Source organism: Leptospira sanjuanensis (assembly GCF_022267325.1).
In the GTDB taxonomy this organism is placed as follows: Bacteria; Spirochaetota; Leptospiria; order Leptospirales; family Leptospiraceae; genus Leptospira; species Leptospira sanjuanensis.
The window spans coordinates 26,208-47,123 of record NZ_JAIZBG010000003.1 but is presented as its reverse complement, the minus strand read 5'-3'; the positions used below and the strand labels follow the sequence as shown (position 1 = coordinate 47,123).

Sequence of the window (20,916 nt, the reverse complement as noted above, 5' to 3'; positions counted from 1 at the left end):
AAAAAATTGAACCAGGAACTTATTTTTCAACAGATCGAACAGTTTTCAAATATTGAAACGAACCTAAAGTTAAAAGAAAGCGTAGCAAGTAAACTTGTTCGTTCCCTTCTTTTAAAAGCAAAAGAACTGAAAAAAGAATTCTCGGAAAATAGCGAGGATCTTATCTTTCACAACCTTTCCCAAAAAGCCCTTTCCGCTTTCTATTCCAATCAAGACGTAGACTCAGTTCTCGAATCAGTTTCTAAGAGAGTATTTCAGAGTCTTAGTGAAGCCAAAAAATTAGCGGAAGAATTCAAGAGCTAAAAACCATGAAGCTAAAAAAGAAAATCAAATCCCTTCTCTTTCACCTTACCTATCCTAGACTTACTTCTAAGGTTCTTATCAATCGTTCTGGTTGGAATCTGATCCTTAGAAATCATTTCTCACCGTGGCTTTCAGTCACGGCGTTTCCGATTCTTTCACTCACCTTTGAGGGTCGTGAGAAAAACGGTCACTATGTTTCTTGGATCTTTGGATTTCTCGGATACTCGTTTGTATTCCTTTTCTATTCTAAGTCGCCAAGTTCGGGGTGTTGAAGTTCTCTTTCATAGTCTCCTAAGAGATCGCGCTTTTTTAGAAACTCTAAAAGAACATCATTTTCATGTTTTAGCGCGTCCCTCTCGACGAATGTAAAATCAATTGCGACGAATAAATCATCAAAAGATTTTTGAGTAAGAGCTTGGAAGTAAAGCCCTTCGGTGAAGAGTGCGCGGATTCTTAAAACGTCCGGGTGATGGCGGAATGGTTTTGTGTTTTGCATTCTAAAATTTAATATTCTAACTTGCTATCGGATACAAATAATCCTCTTTGTTACTTTTTGAAGGATCGTTTTGAGACTCTGCGCGATTGGGTGCATCGAATAAAAGACCTATACTCGAATCGTCTTCGATTTCTTTAAGTTTGGATTGAATCGAGTTTTTGATTATGGAAAGATCCTGTATGATTGTGCTAAGTCTTCCGATCATTGCTGAGGAACCCACTCCTTTGTCTTCCGCTACCGCGATCGAGGCCGCAAGTTCTTTACTAAATTCAGGAGAAAGAGCCGAAACGTTATCACCTAAAATTCTGTTATACGTTTTTTGAAGAGTATCAAGCATCGTATTGAGCATCTTTCTATTTGTCGCGGCCTTCTCCATAGAGCCGATTGAACGCAAAGCTTCTTTTTGTACGCTTGTCGCTACCTGCTCAAAACTGAAATTATCAAACTCCCCGCTAAGGAGTTCTTTGATATAATTTTGAACAACTGACGGACCCTTTCCCGGATACTTTGATTTGTTCTCTACATACCATTTGAACGCTTTTATCTGGATCGTCTGGTTTGGTTTGTCGTTTGAGTCTTTTCCAAACATTCCAATGACTTCGGCGACTCCTAAAGGAAGGGATCTGTCTTTTTTTGAGATTAGTTTAAAGAGATCCGGGCAGAGATTATTTAGTGCGAGACGCTTGTCGATCTCTCCGACTTTTTTCCCGAGCTTTTCCGCGATGGTTTTTGTATCCCATCCGTTTTTTTGCATCTCAGCGTAGGCTTTCGATTCATCGGTTGGGTTTACACTTCGCCTATGATTCTCACTTACCTGGGCGACAAGCCTGTCGTTAGAGGTTTGAAAAGATTTCGGGACAACGTGAACGGTGAAGTTATCAGGAAGTTTCCCTTCACCTATGAGTTCTTTTATAGCTTCGTACCGGTGGTGTCCGGCAACTACGGTCCACTGATCGTCTTTTAGGTCAACCGCCATAGGAAAACCAGGATCGTATCCGTTTTGGAAGATAAGAGCTTTTAAAGAATCGATTTGATTACGATCGTAATTCTCTTTGTCGGTGTACTGTTTGATTACTCTGAGTTTGTTAAAAGGAAGAGTTGTCGGAACCGAGTCTCCTTTTTTTGGGGTTTCTTCTTTTGCCTCTTTCTTTCTCGGGGTATTTTGGGGTACAAATTCTCTTTTCTGTCTTCCTTTTGGAAGTACCCTCCATCCCTCTTCTTTCTTAATGTGCGTGAGTCCATCGCTCCAAACGGATGTAGTATTGATAGGATCTGCGTTTCTTCCTATCTGCGCTTTTAGAATTCTTTCAAGTCGCGGTAGACAATCCTTTAGGACCGAGAGCGAGTTTTTTAAGATCTCTTTTGAAGTTTGATTTTCTATTCTTTTGGAATCAAAAAGGGTCAGATATGCTTTTTGGATAGGGAGCCTAGTTTCTTCTTTTTCTCTATGAATGTTATTCTCTAAAGAATCATTATTAGAAATGAGTGCAAGCCTAGATTTTAGGAATTCTATTTTAGGATTTTTTAATTCCTTCTTTGTCTTTCCGACTCGTAACCATTCTTTGAATTGTGAGATAGTGAGAGGGACAATGCTTCCAAATCCTTTCCAACCTTTTTCGTAGTTTGAAAGATAGGCAGTCTTCGCGGCCTTTTGATCGTGAAAACCGATCATAACCTTGTATTCATCGAAACTTTGGTCTTTGTTTTTTTGGTTGATAACGAATACAAGTTCGGATTCGTTGTCAGGACCAAGGAATACGTCTACATGATCGCCATCGGCTCCCGTTGTCCTTCTGATATATCCGTAATCATTTCGGATTTTAGTCTTCCAAGCCTTTCCATCTTTATCCTCTCCCGAGCGATACGATCCCTTTTTGTTCTCAATCGCTATATCAAGACCGTGGATTCGGACGTGATTTTTTTTGTAGTTCCCCGCTCGTAACTGTGCCTGTGTTGGGTTTGATTTTAAAACGTTTGAAATCGACCCAACACAGACAGACTTTTCTGTCTGTTTACTTTTCTCCGCATTGAGCTCGCCCTCTTCGTCTGTGACATCAGCTTTTTCTTTTAGAAAATCTGATAGGAAGTCAGCTCCGAGTTTTTTAAACTCCCGAGCCAATGCAAGACAGCCGTCTTTAGAAATCTTTTTATCCGAGGATCGAAGTACCGTCAAAAAAGACTTTCTCGAAAGTTCATTTAACTGCCCTTCTTTCCAAGGCTCAGAATCCTCTTCCATTGCCCACTCTTGCCAGAGTGGGTTTTGTTTCGTCATACCAAGATGAACTTTATCAAGAATCGTCTCAGCGAGGTCGCTTGTAATTTCTTCTTTTGTAAGAAGGGACAAACTGTTTCTATGATCCTATGATTTCGATTCTCTTTTGGTCTTCTCTAAATTTGGCGTATTCTTCAAAGAATGTTTTTAGCTGATCGCGGCTTAATGATCTCAAAAAACCTTGGATAGAACCTGTTTGTAAAATCTGATCGTTCGGTAGTATAAGAATGATCGGTTCAAATTTGTAGAGGGTTTTAAATGGGATAGCAACGTTTCGAGCCACTTTAGTCGCTAATTCTTCCGGATTTCTACAAGTGTATGGGTCGTAATGAAGAACCATAATTTGAGCCGGTGCCACAGCATGAATCTTGAATTTTGATTTCCAGGTGGAATACGCAAGTTTCAACATTTGATAGTGATACGCTACAAAAATTCGTAGGTGCATTAGTCTTAATCTGGTATCAGAAAAAGCATAATTCACTCTGATGAAACAGACTATTGCTTTGATTATCTCTTTAATTGGATTGAAAAGCTTTTCAAAAAATATTACCTTCGCAATGCCTTTCACAAAATAGTTTAGAACTAATCCCATTGTAATTCCTGATTTTTTATTCTAACGACCCCCGCCCGTTAAAATTCGATAAAGGTTTCATTTTGAAGATTCGCGGTTTATCTCTGTCCTCACCGCTTCCGCCCTCTACAAAACCCGTAACTCTAAACGTTGGGTGATAATCGTAGATTATTGTGTAACCTGACTTCGGCTTATCGGACAACCACTGGATTTTCGAGTCTCCGAATATGATAAAGTCCTCACCTCTTTTGTGGGACTTGATCCCGTGTTTTCCTTTAGAAAGGATCTGGTCCACATACGCGATCGGTGAATAAGACACGCGATCGTAGTAAGTGTTTTGATACGCGATAAACTCAGAGTGTCTAAGCGTAGAGATGAGGAGCGTGATAATGTCACCTTCACCCATCCGGTAGCCGCTACCCATGACGCCCATAAGTTCACCCTCTTGGAAAGTGATCTGGCTTCGTTCGAAAAGTTTTCTTGAATCGGAATCGTTTCGAAAGGTTTTGTAGGCAATCTTTACCGGGTTAAAAGTTTTGATTTTTATTCGGTGAAGACCGCTTACTCGTTTCGGGAAGATGATTGAGTTTAGAGAATGCCCGCTGAATTCAACCTCTATTGCAGGTTCGTTTTCATTCTCAGGGATTTTGAAGACTTCTACTACCCCGACGATCGCTTCTTTTTTTAGATCCGGGAATAGTTCGTATTCGTTATTTCCTATGACCTCAAAGAACTTCTCTTCGATAAGGGAAACTTTGTATTTTAAAAGGACTGCGTTCCAGTATTTGAGATTTTCTAAAACATCGAAGGACTCTTCCTGTATATGGGTGATTGTAAGGGGGGTTTGTTTATCTTGTGAGTGAAGAACTGCGCTCTCGACTTCGGTAACGGGTGCGAAACGGGTATAGATTTTACTTCCTTGGATCTTGTAAGCAAACTCTTCTTGAATAGTGAGAGTTTCTTGAAACGTCCTTATTTGTCCCTCTAAACAAAATTTGCAATCAGGGAGTCTTTCCTCCTGGGGACAAGGACAAGGAGTCAATCTGTACCAAAGAGCTGACTCACCGCGTCTCTCGAGTAGTTCCTCGTTTGTAAGTGGTGTAAGGACGTTCGGTTTTGTGGGAATCGAAAAGGGCGTTACACCGCCCTGACCGGATTTTCTCAAATCCTTTTGACTCTTGTGGCTTGAGTTTCAAAAACTCCTTTTACCTTGTCGTATCCTCTGCGCGTTTCAAACTCAACAGGGGTTCCGTTTTGGATTTCTTCTTCTCTTATACTTGAATATTTCGCATTGAAGAAATAGCTTCTCTGGTTTTCGGTTTCAATAAATCCGTATCCTCCTCGGTTAATCTCCTGGTTCCAAGGAATGTAACGTCTGATTGTTCCGGTTAAAATTTTTGATTTTGTTTCCAAGTGATAAATTCTGAGAGCCAATCCGATTGTTCGTCATAGCTACACATGGGTTCCTCCCAGACCCCACTTGAAAATACATCACTCTTCCTTATCGGGCCATATTTTCTCTCTAGTCGGATTCTTTCTTCATTGGCCTTCACCTCTTCTTCGTATCGTGCATCGAGCCTTACTCTTTCTTCCGCGTCTCGGAGTCTCCCTAGTCTAAAGATTTCATCAATTTCATTTTCCTCTCTTTCTTCTTCCTCTTCTTCTACGACTTCGTATTCACAACTGCAATTCGGGTGCATAGGACAACAGAGCCAGTAATTTCGATAACCTCTTTCGGCGTTTGATTTACCGATCCAGGTGGCAGTTTTAGTTTTCGGATCTCCGAAGAACTGATCTTGTCCGAGATAAACAAGACCAAGACTTTTCATGTATTTCTTGTCTTTTAGGTGATCGAGGGAAGGGAATACGCGAGCGATTTCCAAACGAAATTTTTTACACTCATCGCATCTCACCGGGTTTGTATGACTGTGAGGGCTTCCATAGTTTCCGCCGGATAATCGAACGTAAACGGCGGTCTCGCTTTCGTTTGCGAGCATGAGAAGCTTTCCATTATTGAAGTTTATCGCGCATTCTGTAAATGCGAACCTCGCCATATCGCGGTTTAGATGATCGGTTACAAGTTCCTCGTATTCTTTTTCTCTTCTTTCTCTTTCTTCCTCGGAAATCCCTTCTTCAAACATTCCAAGGGCTTCTTTGATCTCTGTGTCATCCGGGGAAATCATCATCGATTCGATTTCTTCCTCGGTAGCGTTACGCGCCAATGCTTCAACAATTTGGCGTCGATAAAGGTTCGTTATGAGGTCAAAGGCTTTTCCTTTTCGCTCTCCGTGTTCGTCATATATCGCAAGCCACTCGGCTCCTTTTGACTCAGCGTAGAGAAGTGCGTAGGTTTGTTCTTTGGTAAGTCCTACTTCCTCTCGTAGAACGTCTATATCTTCAAGTCCATGTAGGTTGTGCGCGACTGCGCGCTCTGAGAATTCAGGGAGTGTAAGCTGTTTTAAATCTTCGGGATCTTCTCCCTCTCCGATCATGTATTCGGCGATATAGCCGAGCAGGGTCGCTTTCTCTCTTTCTTGAAGATAGATTCGGTTCCAGTCGCGGGCTAAAAAATCGAATATCTCCTGATCTTTTTCGTCTAGATCCTCGCGGTAAACTACCCCCTCGGGGAATTCGATTTTAGTTTGTTTTCTGAGAGGCGTGTAGTCTTTCGAGGGTTCAGGAGTTACGGAAATCGATTTCGGAAAGTAAGTCGGCCTGACAAGTAACTCGCCAAAGAATTTTTTTCGGAGAGAGTCCATCGCATCCGACCACACGGATTTCTGAATTTCAAACTGCGTTATTTGGTTAGAATTTCCAAGTAACGCATGTTGGAGAGAAAGAAGATAGTAAAGCCACGCATAGGTAAGCTCTCTTACAACTCTGTATTCCGAAAATCTTGACTCTCGTACCATCGATCGAGCCTCAGTTTATTTTCTTTTTTGGTTTTGAAACTCACGAACGAGTCTTGATGCTTTCCAAAAAAGAATATGAAGAACCGTTTCGCGGCCCTTGTGATTCTCGATCGAGGAGCAGACACTATCAAAAAGAACCTGTCTTTCACTTTCCGGTAGACTTCCGATCAAAAGCGCGAAGCTAGTATCCTCCTCCTGCGTAATTTGCAAGAGTTTTGATTCCCTTAGAACTCGGATTCCTTTTGTAAAAAGTAGATGCAGGACTGTATCGCGGGACTGTTTGTTTACGACCGATGAAACAAGACTATCAAAGAGATTCTGAACTTTCGAATCTTCGAGTTTTAGAATTAGATTGGAAAGGAAGGTGTCTTGTTCGTTTTCATTTACTTCTTTGTCGTGCTTCAAATATTCCGGCGTTTCTGTTTCTGCATTTTCTTCAAAGATTGTCTCTGACCTTTCCTCGACTGGTTCTGTTTCAGAGCTTAATTCTTCGCTATATCGTTCTTCGGTTTGCATGATTTCATCCTTCAAAGGTTTCTTTTATTACTAAGAAGGAAGTATGAGAATCGGAGAAGGTTCTAATTTCTGGAATGCCTAAAAGACGGATGAATTCCAAGCCTTGCAAGTCTTTGATTTTGAATGTCTGAAAGAGTTACGGGTCTATTGTCTTCAATTTCTTTTTTTACTGTTTCCTTTTCTCTCGTGATGATCGAATTTTTTCTTCCAAGGATTTTAAGAGCGAAATACCGAAGACAGTCCATCGAGTGATCGGAATTTTTTGCGGGAACTTCAATCGCGTTTTTCCCGTCTTTTGCAGGAACCCATGAGTAAATAGAGAATTCTTCGATCGTATGGACACAGGTTCTAAAGATTCGAAGCTTGACGCCTTGCTTTGCGGAAAGGAGTTTCATAAGGGCTTGAATTCCCGTTGAAACGTCTTTGTCGGCGGCAAGTGTAGGGAGGCCGCACTCTGCCATCGTCGCGCGGTCTTCCGCGTCGTGATCTGCGACTATGAAAAGATTTGGTTTTCTTCTTTCTTTTATCTCTTCGCAGTGTGCGCGAACTGTCTTTTCGCGTTCGTAGTGTTCATCCGCTAAATACCAGGTTTCGTTAGATTTATCATAGTAAAGCCAGAGAAATACAAATGGATTTGTGTATCCGAAGTCCACTGCTCCGGCGCAGTCCCATGACTCTGGGATTTCGAAAGGCTCGACTATCGATTCTTCGAACTTGGGGTAAACAAGTCCCTCGACATCGATCCACTGACCGAGAAAGAGCCTTTCTCTTTCCGCTCCGGTAAGTTCCTCAAGCATCTGGACATACTCTTTGGAAAGAAAAGGATTGTCTAAGGGCGTCCATGACCTTCTTGACATCCGTGAAAGTTTATTAGCAGATAACGCGTTACTTGTCTCTGGGTCTTGTCTTAGAACAAAATACTTAAAGATCCAGTGGAACCTGTTTCGCGGGTTACAATCGACGATGAGTTTGTTTATAAGTTCTTCTCGAACGAGTGAGAGACGGGTTTTGATTTTTTGATATGTGGCGTAGGAGATTTGGGTCGCTTCATTGATAAAGATCGTACAAAATTCCGTTCCCATGATCTTTTCAACGCGGTCTGCGTCATCGAGGCCCGCGCCGTAAATCTCAGATCCGTTTGTAAATGTCAGAATATGGAGTGACTCGTTAATTGTATAATCGCGGTCCTCGACGAACCCCATTTCTTTAAGGCATGGAATGAGAGTTTGTTTCCAAACGGAGATTTTAAGGTGATTGAGTCTGTAACGTGCGATCAGGTGACGTGAGTAAGGTGAGAGCCAAGCTCTTGAGATAATGGCTTTTATGATAAGGTAAGTCTTACCACTTCGCGCGCCACCGTCGTAGCAGATCTCTTGTACGTATGGAGAAGACCAATCCTCGTCTAAGGCGCGGGATTGTTTTTCAGAGAAGAATTGATTTCGTTGAACGGTGTATGCGTTAGTTTTCTTCGGATCTATTTTTAGAAGAGATTTCTTCGACAACTACCCGGTTCCCGCCAAGTAGCTTCTCCACTGCACCGGGTCTTTCACCGACTCCGAGTACGACTTGAATGTTTACCTGGCTCTTTTCTTCCGAGTTACCGGAATCTTGTCTGATAGTATCAGGCTCACCGAGTGATCGGAAAAGTTCTTTGAGGACGGTGTTACGAGACTTGAAAAGAGATAATAGATCGGAGTTAGAAGCTTCTTCGTAAAGGATTCGGTTCTTTAGAAAATCTAAAAAGATAACAGACTCTTCTTTGATTCTTTCGAGAGTTTGGGCAAGATCCGTGACAATCTTCCCCTCTAATTCTCTCCTTAAATTTCCTGAAAATTCCTTACGGTCTAAATTCCAGCCATTCCCTTGGATGAGGTTATCGAGCTTTTTGTAAGTAAGTTTGAATCTCTTACAGATTTCCTCACGCGAAGTCCCGCGAAGAAAAAGCAAACGTATCTCTTCTTTGGTTTCTTCCGAAAGAACATCGTATCCTTTCTTTGATACAGGAGTCTTTCCTCCCCTACCCTTTGTTTTTTTCTTCGGGGGAGGATTTAACTTCTTCTTCATTGAATGGGAATTCTATTTCTTAGCGGATTATCTGAGTAGGCTTAGGAATAAAAAAGTTTAAGACGCTCTTTGAAGATAGCTGACCAGATTCTTATTTGCTTCCGCGCAGGACCTTTCATCTAGATCTATCCCTACAAATCTACGATTGTTTTTGAGCGCAGTTTTTCCGACTGTTCCCTCACCAGCGAATGGATCTAGGACGATTCCTCCCTCCGGGCAACCCGCAAGAACGCAGATTTCAAACAGTCTTTCGGGTCCGACAGCCGTATGTCTTCCTCTTGAATTCGGTGTAGGTATTTGCCAAACGGATCGCCTGCGAGCTGTGAAGTTTCCTGATTTGATTTTGTTTTCGAGTATCCGGTTCTTGACGGATGTTGGAGTTTCCGCTAAGTATCTTTCATATTCTTTTTCGCTATTAAATTCAAGTGAGCTGTGTTCACTCGCGGATGTTTCTTTCACTTTTGAAAAGCTGTGAATTTGATTGTGATGGATTTGAGAGATCGGAACCGAAACACTTTCAGCGTTAAAATAGTAAAGATCCATATCACGAACAAAGAACAAAACGTATTCGTGTGAGTTTGTGAATCTTCTTCTAACGGACTCAGGCTTACAAGATCCAACGTTACCGGAGTCCGTTGAAATAGATTTCGCCCAAATGATTTCCTGAACGAAGTGGTATCCTTCTTCTTTCATAAAGTCAACGAACCCGGAAGGGATTCGGATCGCCTGTCCGTATTGGAAGGAATCACCGATGTTTACAAACACCGTCGCGGAATCTTTTAGGTGTTTCGCGGCCTCTCTGAATACTAAAGCGAGATGAGAAAAATACTGCCTTGTCTTTCTTTCTCTCCCGATCTCAAGACTAACGGAGGGGTGCGAGTCATCTAAGTATTTTCGTTTTTGGAAATACGGCGGCGAGGTCACGAGGCAATCGAACTTCGGATAGATCAGATTTTTTTCTCTGTAGTCCTTTAGAACCGTATCAGCAGAACCGCAAATAATTTCAAAACTCATGCGATTCTCTCCTGACAAAAAAGAGCGATCTGTTCAAACAGTGCTTCCGAACACTCCCATTTCCCGCCTTCAAGTTCCGCGAAATAGCTTTGCGAGTAACCGAGTCCTTGAGCGAGCTGGAACTGAGTTAGTCCCGCCTCTTTTCGTAACGCCTTTATTCGAGAGGCCGTCTCTTCGTTTTCGGATTTAAAATTTTTGTCAAAGTATTTGGAACGGGCCGCCTTCGCGCACTCGCAAACCACTTCTTTAAACGCTCCGCGCCACTCATAATTCAGATTCTTACCGTGGACTTTAAGGAGGAACTTTCCGTTTCCTTGATCCGCCAAGTTTATCCGAAGATTTCGAATCTTTTTCTTAGCCCAAAGTTCGTGCAGGATTTCAATCGAATCCTCTTTGTTTGAACCCTTTCTGATTTTCTTTAGATCGCCTTTCAGTGTAGAGAGAAGGATTCCCGTTTTCTTACTGATTTCATTGAGTCTTTCTAGGACAATTTTTGTTCCGGTAAAAAACTCCGGACAAAACTCGCGATACGTTAAGAGTCTGTCTTTAAAATGATACTGACCTTTTCCGTAATTTTTTTCGGCTATATAGGAAACTGGATCTTCGGGGGAAACGATATACGCATCGATCGCCACCCATCCAAGTAGTTTTACCGCTTTGATTCTATGCTCGCCGGAAAGACAAAGATACAGATCTGAATCTGGAATCTTTTGAAGTGAGATAGGTTCGTGAAGCCCGTTTCGTTTTATATTCTCCGCTAATCGCCGGATGAACTCTTCCGTTTTAGGACGGAATATTTTTTCATTCTTTGGATGAAATTGAATCTTCTCCAAAAGAACCTTTACACGTTCGAGTTTTATCTCGTCTTGATTGGTTACTGACTCTATTACGTTACTGGAATTTGTTTCAAACACATCTCACGAATATTTATTTTTACTGAGAGAGTCCTTTAATTTGGATTTGTGATTAGGAAAAAGTTAAGGGATGGAATTTTGTGCGGTCCTTAATTTTTTCTAATGCGGCATTTGACAAATTTCTAATAGAAAAGCTTCTCGCTAAGCCTCTCGGTCGCTTCTTTTGCGTATGTTTCGTTTAGCTCTATCCCTGTGTATTCGCGTCCTAATTTTAAAGCCACTTCTCCGGTAGTCCCGGATCCAAAAAACGGATCAAGGACTCTTGCTGGAACTGGACCTTTCTTATGTTCACAAGAACTTTGGTCTTTCGATAAAAAAGAGCTCCCGCACTCAGAACAAACCCCATATTTACTCGTTCCTGCTTTGATACAGTCCTCAATAAGATCCTTCGGAAATGTCGCGGTATGAGAAGTTTTCGAGGGTTTTGTCGTTACTGTCCAAACCGACCGTTTGTTTTTTCTTTCTTTTATTGTCCGAGCGGTCTTCCCCCTCTTTCCATAAAATTCAGTTCGACCGTTATTAAAAATCTCTACCGCGCGAGGCCGGAAACTCTTGTGTCCGGGGATAAGAGAAAGGGTCGGCTCTGAAATCGCTTCCGCGTCAAAGTAGTAAATGGGATTCTTTGAAAGAAGAAAAATGTATTCGTGAGAAGTTGTGCAGCGGTCTCTTACGGATTGAGGTGTTGGATTCGGCTTATTCCAGATAATGTCTTGCCTGAGATACCATCCGTCTTCTTGCAAAGCAAATGCAAGCCTCCAAGGAATTCCTATAAGGTCTTTACGTTTTAGCTCTCCTGTTAGTTTGTCTTTTTTGGATTGGTTATTGTATGTGTCGCCTATTACGATCCAGAGCGTTCCGTCGTCTCTTAGAACCCTGTGGACTTCTTTAAAAGTGAGAACTAACTTTCTTATGTATTCCTGATACGTCTTCTCGTGTCCGATCTGTTTTACGTTCGAATAATCGCGTAGATTAAAATAAGGAGGCGAGCAAACAACCGTATGAAAATGTTTATCTGGAAGTTCCTGAAGTTTTTCGAAAGCGCAACCGATTAGAATTTGATTCACGAATACGAAGATACTTCGCAATTATAGAAATCGGTTTTTGGGAAAATGCTGGATGAATACCGTGCCCGATGTTCATCCAGGTAAGATCAACTAAGCGGCCGCGAGTAAAACCCCGTTCCTCCAAATTTTTGTTTTGGAAGGTCTGTTTTTTCTCGAATTACTATACACATATTTTTGCACAGAATATTCCACTCCTTCCGGTGCAAACGCTTGTAGCTTTTCGGCTTCGCTTATCGCAACCTTATCACCGTCTTTTCCATTAAAACACTGTCCGGTCGCACCCCAAAGACTCTTTTGGCCTTGTGCTGGCTTTAAATGTTTATAGATATGAAATTCAACTCTATCTGTTTCCAACATACAAATTCCTTCAAATTGAATTAAGCCGCGTCGCCGTAGTGAACTTTTCTTCTTCGACGTTCGTCCATGATCTTCAAAGCGTCTCTGTGACTTATCTCTAAGAGAGTCCCGTCTCTATCTTGGATAAAGAAGTTTCCCTCCAATGGTTTCGGACTTTTTGAATAACACTTTTCATGAACAGATCGAGTAAGCGACTTTCGTAGCTCCCCTACTCTATTTCTTAAATCTTCGATCTCTTCTTTTGAAATCATCTCTTTCATGCTGTTTTAACCTCTGGTTGAAACGAGTTTACTTTTAAGTCGCAAGCATTGACTCCAGGCGCGGTTCTATACTCTATCGGAGCTACCTCTGCAAAATACTTATTATAAACCATTCGTTTTGAATTTTCGTAGGAGGAAGGATCTCTATTGTTTTCGTAAAAAGCAAAGGACGCAGGTGGCAGTAAATCTTTTGCCCACAAAAGAAATGATTCGTGTGCCGACTTTGCAACTACCTGAATTTTTGCTTCTTTGTTTTTATTTGTGTGGAACTCGTTTGTCTTTTTTGGCTTCGTAAAATTCGCTTCTTTCTTTTTGTATTTGGGATACTCTTTTTGATTCTCATATTTCACTTCTTCCACTCGAATCAGGCGGGACCAAAACTTTAGAATTGTCTCAGGGCTTACACACTGCTTTCTCCAAAATATTTCGTAACCTTTTCTGTATTCGATTAAAATTGCGATCTTCTCGCTCACAGCTTCCCAAGATCCATTGGTCATCTTAAAAAGTGTCTTTAAACTATTCTCTTCTATAGTCGAGCTTCCTAATATGCCGCCATGTGAATCGTGATAGATTCTCTGAAAGGACTCCATCCATTCTTTCGGGTATGGTTCGACCTTTTTCTCAACCTGATTTGCTTTTTCAATTTTTGGCGGCGATTCCACTATACTCTCTCTAGAAGTTTGTATTTGGTTTTTCAATACTTCGTTCTTTAGTATTTCTTTATTAGTATTTAGTAGTGGCGGAGAAACGGATTGCGGGATCACCGTTTCCGGGTTTTCAGTAAGCGGCGAAAAATCCTCAGAAGCTAAAGCGGCTTCTTCAAAAAGTGCAGGTTGACTTTGATTCTCTTTTACTTTTTTTCTTGATTCGCGTTTACCGACGACATCCGGTTTCTTTGAATGCTCTGAGAAACGCCAATAAGGAGAGAGCTGTCCCGTTTTTGGATCCCTTTCCATAACGTACTCGGCATATCCATAATACTCAAGCTCTCTGAGTGCTGAATAGATTGCACCTTTTCCGTCCGAGCATATTTTTCTAAGATACGCAACTCTTACTTTGAAGTCATCGGGAAAACTAAGGATAGTGAGAAAATGACCTTTAGCGTTACCGCTCAATCTTTCATCACGGACAAAGGCGTTACTTACAACTGTGTAATTAGAAACATGTGGAACCCGCTCTATTGTTTTCATGGCTCTTAGTCCCGAAACATCCTGCGGGCCATGAACTCGTAAGTATCCTTCCGAATTTCATTGCCACTGATCCCGTATTCATCAGCCATGTAGTTTATGAATTTCAGAATTGATTCAATCTCAACCACCGAGTCTGTAAAAAATAATTTTTCATCTTGATCTAAAAACTCTAGGTGATTTTCCCAAATTTCGATCCTTATCCGTGGGACTTTCTTTGATACAAACCGGTAGTAGTGTTCTTCCTGCCAGCCGTACTTGTTTAGAATTTTCTCTATTTCGTTCCGTTCCTCCTTCTTTTTGATTTTTTCCGTATTTCGTTCTAATGTTGCCTGCGAATTATCCAACTGAGTTTATTCCTTCGTTTTACTTCTCTAAATACGCTTGGTTTATGTCTTTTAAAATTTCCGCTTTCGACTGCTTACGGAAATATGGCCTGAATTTGATTATCAGAAAGCCCACAATTCCGAAAATTAGTGCTGAGTAATAAAAAATGTTCATTTTTCTCTAAGGTTCCTTTTTCCAATTTACGCAGTTTTTGAAAGTTCACGGAATTTTACGTGACCGATATATCGAAGGTGTTGGTCGATAACCCACCCTGCGCAAATCGGACGGGAGAAACGGGAGTAAACGACCTCGTTCGTGAACCGATTGTACACTTCAAACAAGGGTTCTCCGTCCGGTCTTTCTCCGGCGGGCTGAATTCTATAAATTTCCAAGGGGTCCATCTTATACACCCCTCGGGATATAACGAAAAATATCTGGAATTAGTTTGAATAACCTTGAATTGTTAATTGAGAAGTTTTCGTATATTAGATTTTTTATATGTTGCGCGAGTGGCTTTTCGCTGTAGTATCGCAAGAAATGGAGTTTCGAAAATGTCATTCGTACGAATTTTGAATTCATACCCACAACAAAAGCCTGACTCACATTTGGTTGCACCGGAGTCGTTTTATGAAAAATATTCACGATCAATATCCTATTTGGGAATATTTCTTGATTTCCCGAACTTTCCTGTAATTGACACAGGAAAAAACTATATTTACCGTATTTTATATAATATATAATTTGTATAGACTTTATTTTGTATTATCTATAAATCTTAATGGACCGCATGAATTTAAAACTCGACCCTAATGTAGATTACTCTGATTCAAAAAATCGATATTTGTTTATTGAGGAGGTTCTTGGATTCGATGAAGATGCAATGACTATCCTTCTAGGCAAAATTAGTAAGCCCACTTACCATTCATACAAATACGGCAAAACTCTTATGCCTGTAGTTCGAGTCGAGATTCTAAAAAAAGAAGGCTTCAACGACAGATGGGTGAACTACAACGAAGGAGAACCATTCATTAAGGCAGGTAAAAATATAATAGAAATGAAAAGAGACACGAACTTCATTAAGATGCTCGAAGCCGAGAATCTAAAGGATGTTCTAACTCAGTTCTTGGACTCAAACCCTTCCTCAGATCGGATAAATTGGCTTCGGACTGCAATTGAATTTGCGGCTCAAAATTCGAATAAAAATAATCCGTAATATCTCTCGAAACTTGTTTCGCAACCGCCTCCAAGTCCAACTCCCCTCTTTTCGCCTCCTCGAAAATTTTATCGATCATTGCAAACACCGCCTGATCGCACTCTACTCTTGATTTCATAAGATCCCCTACTCTACTACGACCGAATAAATTATTTCTTTTAGCAGGGTCAAGAAAGCTGAAAGAGACAGATAGTTCAGGATATAATTTGGAAGCTAAACAAAATGATTTTCTTATTTTCCAGCAATTTCCATAGGAAAACAGACAGAAACACCATCTTGGTTAATATAAGTTCCTCAAAAAAACAGAGGATTTGAAATATATTGTTAAAGAATCTTCAAATGGGAACGCTCATTCCCATTTGAAAATTTCAAAAAATATACCTGACATAATTTTTTACGCTTTCGCAAAAATTCTAAGATTTCTAATCTTTTAAAATCATGAAAATAATTCCCATTTGTTCCGGGAAGGGTGGAGTCGGAAAAACCACTAACACCATATTTCTCGGTCAAACTTTGTCTTATTTAGGCTACAAGGTGCTACTTATTGACTTCGATTTTAATCGAAGCTTGAGCAAGTTCACACTTTCCCGCTTCGGAGTAAACGAGCAAGAGACAACTTTTAAAAACTCATTTAACATGCTTTTTGAGGCGGATGACTATTCAAAATACATATTTAAAACAGGCGAGAATTTTGATTTTATTCCAACCATCGAACGCCTCAAAAAGGTTGATTTAGAATTTTATGATGACCCTAGGCTTAAATATAGATTCGAAAATCTGTTACGCAAACTCGATTACGACTTCATTTTACTTGATCTACACAACGTTGTAAATGTTGTTCTTCTCGCTGCCATTCACAGCGCAGACCATATTATTTCTCCAATGGAATATGGAGATTGGGGACAAGAAGGAACCGATGCAATGTATAAAGTTTTTAAGGAAGTCGAATCAAGCTCATCCAAAAAAATCAAATTTACAGTCGTGCCTTCGAGAGTATCTAAAAGGAGAATTGAAGACCTGATTGAAGTTTGCGAGCATAACGGTCTTTCTGTTAGTAAGTTTGCAAACTATAATGACGATATCGTTCATTCTGCTTCGAACTTAGGAGAATTTTTAAATCCCAAAAAACATTCCGCATTCGAGCGATTTTTAGTTTTGGCGCATGAGGTTTCAAATGGCACAAAATAATATTCCCAACAGAAATGATCGGCTTAAAGAAAAGCTGAAAAACAAGAACTCAAAGGTAAAAGCTCAAGCTTCGGACAATACTGAGCTGGATACGATTAGCTCAGTCACTTCTATTGACCCGCAACTAAAAGAACTTAAAGAACACTACGAGTCCTTACTAAACGCACACCGAAGAACAATAAATGCCTCAATCGAATTCGGCGCATACCTCTCCAAAGTCAAGGACACCGTAGGACATGGCCATTTCATAGATCATATAGAGAAGAATAAATCTTATTTGGGATTTGATAGAAGAGCGGCTAGCAATTACTTGAGAATTTACAATGGCCAACATTTCATTAGAAAGGAATCTAAAACAATCCAAGATGCAATAAATGACATTAGAATCGCAACTGCCGGCCTGCCCGAACCCGAGTTCGAAAGGAAACTCGAAAGAGAAATCAACCCCCTAGAGTATGATTCAACTAAAGCAAAGAAACTGTATAAACTTTTCATTAAAAACGGCAAAGTCAAAAAAGGCATTAAGAAGCCGGTAGCAGATTATATTAGAAAATTCATTGAAAACGAAATGGAAAAAGAAAAAAAGAAATACGAGAATATAATTGCTGGATACCAAAATGACTTATCCATACTCAACTAACACAAATGGGAATGCTCGTTCCCATTTGATAGATAAAGCAACCGCACCCTCATCCTAAAAATGAAGTTTCATAGAAATCGAAAATTTTAAATTTTCTTAAAAAAAAGTCTTGTACTCGATTTTCAAATAGGTAAAGTTGTTTTGAATCTAAATCCAGATTCGTGTTCACAATATTCCACCTGCAAGGAAGTGAGATACCTTGCAGGGCGGAGCCCAAAAATCCTTTCTATTATGTCTCTTTTTTTAAATTATGTCCCATAAAATCCTTGACATTTATTTAGTACCCGATTCTAGTCCAAACCAATCTTAGGAGACATAACTAAGAGCGGCTTATCTCACATTTGCCGAATTGAACACGAATCGCGGACCTATCTCAAAAGGCTCTAAGCCCTTATCATAGTTCCCCGTTTCAAAATAGAGTAGGGTAATACCTTTACGGTGCCACGCCCAACCTATGTCTGGCACCGTAGAACGGAAAAAAATATGGTCGAGGACGTCAAACGAGCGACTGTGATCTCTTATACCATCGCGTCATTAGGGTTATCTGGGAAGAAAGAAAAACTCCTAACGGTAATTACGAACTTAGATATACAAGCTCGTGCCGAAGGCCGGGCAGGATGCAACGCTAAAAATAAAACTCTTGGTAAAATGTGCGGTTTAGCGGAAACTTCAGTTTCTAAATATATCAGAGAGTTTCGAAGAGAGGGCCATCTTGAAGCTGGAACTTTCCACGGCCATAGCAGAATCTTAAATTCTAATTTTCACGACGCCGTAATCAAAGAAAGAATCGAATATAAACTCTCTTCTTCTAGGACAAATGGACTAGGCAGCTCGGAAAATGAGTACGGAGCTGCCCCGTACCATCGTACGGGGTCTAGTTCTTCTAACACTTGTACTAACCAACCATCTAACAAAAAAGAGAGACTTTCACTTTTTAACGATTACTTTCAAAAACTTTCAGAGATGGCAAAGACTTTGATTTTGAAAGAGTATGGTGAATATACGGCGACACTGAATAAGGAGAAAGAAAAAGCAAGGCTCTGGTTTAAGGAAAATCAGGATCCGGAATTTGTTTTGGACGTCATTCGTAAGCTCATATTTATTCGGCGTTCACCGGAGTTTAAAACCGACTTACGTTTTTGGGGAACCATTTCGGTGAACATCGCTTGTGCGTATAGTTACAAAGACACGATCCTAACGACTTACCAAACTCTCATGAATACCAGAAGTGAAAATCCAACTGTGGAAGCAACTTCGAAAGAAAAAACCTACCAAGAATCGACATGGCGAGGACTTAGCGATTGGGCTTCGGAAAAACTGACGATTTCATCGAGAGAAATTTTGAATTCAGTCACAGCAAAAATAGAAAACAATGAAGTTCAGGTTTATGGGAATGTTCCAGAATCAATCCGAATGATAATTACAAAATATTTTTTGGAAGAAACAAAAGAGAAAATGACAGTACGCTTTTTAGATGCTCCGGGATCTCGAGAAAACAATAAGCCTCCTATAATCTCAGAAAATAAAACCCCGGAAACTAAAAGCGGCGAGACTGTTAAGAATCGAAAAGAGGTCCAAGAAAAAATCAACTATCGAAAGGGTAGTTATGAAGATTTTTTAGGAATCACAAAGCGACGAGTTTCGAAGTTGGATTTTCAGATATTGAAAGAAGCGAAATACACAATGGACAAAGGAATATTGGAATTTCAAACAGATATTCCAGAAAATCTGAAAATTCATATTCAACATTATTTCAAGGAGCTAATTGAAATGCCTTATTATGTTTTGTTTGTTGATTCAGAACTAAAACAAGATAGGGAAGTTGCATAGAGGAAAAGACTTGAAATCGTATTTTATGATATTCTAATGGTCAGCGCAAGAGAGGGGACGAATAATTATTGATAACGTAATATCAATAACAATATAGTTGAAGGTTCTCGTCCAATCCACAGGCTAAAGTTGACATATTCTAAAATAGGATAAAAAGGGGTTTTTATGGAAATGGAATTTTTCGAAAGTGACGATTCTGTTCTTTTGAATGCTTTGAATTCCATTGAGAAGTTGAAAAGTGAAAGTGATCTCGAATCTTTAAATGGTGAACAGCAAGTTGTTTTACTTGTGTGGAATCTTTACTATTCAGCTTTACGAGGGGAGCTAACTAGATACTTTCTTAGTTTAGATGAAATAAGTGTTCAACGGACATTGTTCTCATTAAAAAGAATCAAGGCAGGATCGATCGCAGATACCTTTAATGAGGCTTTGTTACTAAGTCCGGAAATTCAATGTGGATCGGATAAGGGGATTGATACATTATTAGGAGAAACGACAATCCAATTTATTAGCAGCTTGGAACTATTGGAGATGAGACTTGCAGAGTCGGATGCAAAAATTTGCAATTTAATCTTAGAATTTATTTCCAAAAATTCCGAATCCATTTATACTGAATAATAAACAAATTATTGATTTAGATAGGTGCTTGAATCGAATCAATAATTCGGCAAGTGGCAGTTATTTTTCATGTTGAAAGAAAAGAAAAATTTCGAGCACATAGCGCAAATTACTTTGCCAAATTATTTTAAAGAACTATCCAGTCGGTTAAAAAATCCGCTTCCTATGAAGCATTTTTCAAAAGAAGGTCTCGGAGAAACTGTAATTTTCAGTTCGATTAAGGATCACTTCGGATTAAAAAATTACGAAGATTTTTCTGGTTGTTATGTGTTCTCCGAAAGAGGGAATATCCAATACGTCAGCGTAACAAAGAGCATTTCTACTCGGATCAGACAGCACTTAAAAGGCACGAACCATTCCCCGCTGGCATATCAAATCGCTAAAAATAAATTGGATATGGGCTTGAGTAGAAATCTGTGTATGCAAAACGACAGATTTCTTGAAGAACACAGGAAAGCGCAAAAGCTAATCTCTACCTGGGATTTAGCGGTAATTGAAATCGCTGATCCGATCGAGCGGCGTCTTTTCGAGGTCTATGCCGCTCTCAAATTGAATACAGTTTACAATTCTTTTGAATCTGAATAAAATTAGGTCAAAATTTTCGTGATCTTATTTTAAAAAGTAAATTTAAAAAAATTCCAGCCACGACGAGGGAGTAAAAAATCATTTCGTTTCTTTCTCTTTTGCTCTCGTCCGATTTCGACTCTTTCAGAGTATTTAAAATTTCTTTTAATAATTCTTTTACTTCTTTCAACTGATCCGCTTGATTTCGTTCATTCTGCGAATTCATAGGGGTTCCACGAAATACAGTCGGAAGAACAATTTTTCTCTTTTGTCCTTGGTATGCGGCATCAAGTTCGGATTTGATCTCAGTATTTAACGACCAGTGTTTTTGAGCTTTTAGGAGATATTGAATAGCGCGCGAGTGATTTTTGCGTCTGTTTTCTTCTTTTCCTAAACAAAGCCATGACCTGGTAATAAGAAGTTCTGCGTTAGGATCAGATGGATTCTGTTCCAAAAGAAATGTCGAAAACTTCTCGGCTTCGAGACATCGACCTTCGTCAATCAAACGATTCCCGTCTTCGTAGCTTCCTGAAAAAGATTGTTCCTCTGCGATAATGGGTAAGAAAATGAATACAAATAAAAGAAAAGTTTTAGGAATCTTCATTT

The 20,916-nt window shown here is 40.0% G+C and carries 22 protein-coding genes and 1 pseudogene; 7 read left to right on the top strand and 16 right to left on the bottom strand.

What is annotated here, in order from left to right:
- Positions 1 to 6 precede the first annotated feature (6 nt).
- Positions 7 to 303, top strand: a complete 297-nt coding sequence (locus LFX25_RS20600) for a hypothetical protein (protein WP_238732129.1) — start codon at positions 7 to 9, stop codon at positions 301 to 303.
- A 241-nt stretch (positions 304 to 544) separates the two neighbouring features.
- On the opposite strand, the gene LFX25_RS20595 is transcribed toward LFX25_RS20600, so the two are convergent.
- The 15 genes and pseudogenes from LFX25_RS20595 to LFX25_RS20525 all read right to left on the bottom strand — a co-directional run bounded on the left by LFX25_RS20595 (position 545) and on the right by LFX25_RS20525 (position 14,277).
- Entirely contained in the window at positions 545 to 799 is a 255-nt protein-coding gene (locus tag LFX25_RS20595) for a hypothetical protein (protein WP_238732128.1), read from the bottom strand.
- Between the two features lie 16 nt (positions 800 to 815).
- On the bottom strand, positions 816 to 3,143 hold the full coding sequence (locus tag LFX25_RS20590; RefSeq protein ID WP_238732127.1) for a ParB N-terminal domain-containing protein: 2,328 nt from the start codon (positions 3,141 to 3,143) through the stop codon (positions 816 to 818).
- Between the two features lie 7 nt (positions 3,144 to 3,150).
- Positions 3,151 to 3,663 carry a hypothetical protein gene (locus LFX25_RS20585; protein ID WP_238732126.1) on the bottom strand — a complete coding sequence of 171 codons (513 nt, stop codon included), beginning with the start codon at positions 3,661 to 3,663 and terminating at the stop codon, positions 3,151 to 3,153.
- Between the two features lie 16 nt (positions 3,664 to 3,679).
- Positions 3,680 to 4,807 (bottom strand): hypothetical protein, encoded by a 1,128-nt coding sequence (locus tag LFX25_RS20580; RefSeq protein WP_238732125.1) that lies wholly within the window; start codon positions 4,805 to 4,807, stop codon positions 3,680 to 3,682.
- On the bottom strand, positions 4,804 to 5,055 hold the full coding sequence (locus tag LFX25_RS20575) for a cold-shock protein (protein WP_135779642.1): 252 nt from the start codon (positions 5,053 to 5,055) through the stop codon (positions 4,804 to 4,806). The genes LFX25_RS20580 and LFX25_RS20575 overlap by 4 nt, the downstream gene beginning before the upstream one ends.
- Positions 5,031 to 5,555, bottom strand: coding sequence for a hypothetical protein (locus tag LFX25_RS20570; RefSeq protein WP_238732161.1), 525 nt, complete (start codon positions 5,553 to 5,555; stop codon positions 5,031 to 5,033). The genes LFX25_RS20575 and LFX25_RS20570 overlap by 25 nt, the downstream gene beginning before the upstream one ends.
- Positions 5,556 to 5,582: 27 nt before the next feature.
- A pseudogene (locus tag LFX25_RS20565) lies at positions 5,583 to 6,554 on the bottom strand (hypothetical protein); the annotation flags it as partial.
- A 578-nt stretch (positions 6,555 to 7,132) separates the two neighbouring features.
- On the bottom strand, positions 7,133 to 8,572 hold the full coding sequence (locus LFX25_RS20560; RefSeq protein ID WP_240009209.1) for a PBSX family phage terminase large subunit: 1,440 nt from the start codon (positions 8,570 to 8,572) through the stop codon (positions 7,133 to 7,135).
- On the bottom strand, positions 8,529 to 9,134 hold the full coding sequence (locus LFX25_RS20555; RefSeq protein WP_238732124.1) for a hypothetical protein: 606 nt from the start codon (positions 9,132 to 9,134) through the stop codon (positions 8,529 to 8,531). Before LFX25_RS20555 ends, LFX25_RS20560 begins: the two co-directional genes overlap by 44 nt.
- Positions 9,135 to 9,191: 57 nt before the next feature.
- Positions 9,192 to 10,148, bottom strand: coding sequence for a DNA-methyltransferase (locus LFX25_RS20550; protein WP_238732123.1), 957 nt, complete (start codon positions 10,146 to 10,148; stop codon positions 9,192 to 9,194).
- Positions 10,145 to 11,062, bottom strand: a complete 918-nt coding sequence (locus LFX25_RS20545) for a helix-turn-helix domain-containing protein (protein ID WP_238732122.1) — start codon at positions 11,060 to 11,062, stop codon at positions 10,145 to 10,147. Before LFX25_RS20545 ends, LFX25_RS20550 begins: the two co-directional genes overlap by 4 nt.
- Before the next feature lie 122 nt (positions 11,063 to 11,184).
- Entirely contained in the window at positions 11,185 to 12,126 is a 942-nt protein-coding gene (locus tag LFX25_RS20540; protein ID WP_238732121.1) for a DNA-methyltransferase, read from the bottom strand.
- 90 nt (positions 12,127 to 12,216) lie between these two features.
- Positions 12,217 to 12,483, bottom strand: a complete 267-nt coding sequence (locus LFX25_RS20535) for a hypothetical protein (RefSeq protein ID WP_238732120.1) — start codon at positions 12,481 to 12,483, stop codon at positions 12,217 to 12,219.
- Between the two features lie 256 nt (positions 12,484 to 12,739).
- A complete protein-coding gene (locus LFX25_RS20530; RefSeq protein ID WP_238732119.1) occupies positions 12,740 to 13,933 on the bottom strand; it encodes a helix-turn-helix domain-containing protein in 1,194 nt (397 codons plus the stop codon).
- Positions 13,934 to 13,938: 5 nt separating this feature from the next.
- Positions 13,939 to 14,277, bottom strand: coding sequence for a hypothetical protein (locus LFX25_RS20525; RefSeq protein WP_135779633.1), 339 nt, complete (start codon positions 14,275 to 14,277; stop codon positions 13,939 to 13,941).
- Positions 14,278 to 15,044: 767 nt separating this feature from the next.
- On the opposite strand from LFX25_RS20525, the gene LFX25_RS20520 reads away from it, so the two are divergent.
- From LFX25_RS20520 to LFX25_RS20495, 6 genes are all read left to right on the top strand, one after another.
- Positions 15,045 to 15,470 carry a hypothetical protein gene (locus LFX25_RS20520; RefSeq protein WP_238732118.1) on the top strand — a complete coding sequence of 142 codons (426 nt, stop codon included), beginning with the start codon at positions 15,045 to 15,047 and terminating at the stop codon, positions 15,468 to 15,470.
- A 438-nt stretch (positions 15,471 to 15,908) separates the two neighbouring features.
- Positions 15,909 to 16,658 (top strand): ParA family protein, encoded by a 750-nt coding sequence (locus tag LFX25_RS20515; RefSeq protein ID WP_118966442.1) that lies wholly within the window; start codon positions 15,909 to 15,911, stop codon positions 16,656 to 16,658.
- The gene (locus tag LFX25_RS20510; RefSeq protein WP_238732117.1) at positions 16,645 to 17,298 is read left to right on the top strand and encodes a hypothetical protein; all 654 of its coding nucleotides are present in this window, start codon (positions 16,645 to 16,647) and stop codon (positions 17,296 to 17,298) included. Before LFX25_RS20515 ends, LFX25_RS20510 begins: the two co-directional genes overlap by 14 nt.
- Before the next feature lie 483 nt (positions 17,299 to 17,781).
- Positions 17,782 to 19,128 (top strand): DNA-binding protein, encoded by a 1,347-nt coding sequence (locus LFX25_RS20505; protein ID WP_238732116.1) that lies wholly within the window; start codon positions 17,782 to 17,784, stop codon positions 19,126 to 19,128.
- A 165-nt stretch (positions 19,129 to 19,293) separates the two neighbouring features.
- Positions 19,294 to 19,746, top strand: a complete 453-nt coding sequence (locus LFX25_RS20500) for a hypothetical protein (protein ID WP_238732115.1) — start codon at positions 19,294 to 19,296, stop codon at positions 19,744 to 19,746.
- Positions 19,747 to 19,815: 69 nt separating this feature from the next.
- Complete coding sequence (locus LFX25_RS20495; protein ID WP_238732114.1) at positions 19,816 to 20,331, top strand: endonuclease; 516 nt, start codon at positions 19,816 to 19,818, stop codon at positions 20,329 to 20,331.
- 7 nt (positions 20,332 to 20,338) lie between these two features.
- Here LFX25_RS20495 and LFX25_RS20490 read toward each other — a convergent pair whose 3' ends face one another.
- A complete protein-coding gene (locus tag LFX25_RS20490) occupies positions 20,339 to 20,914 on the bottom strand; it encodes a hypothetical protein (RefSeq protein WP_238732113.1) in 576 nt (191 codons plus the stop codon).
- Between the last annotated feature and the right edge of the window lie 2 nt (positions 20,915 to 20,916).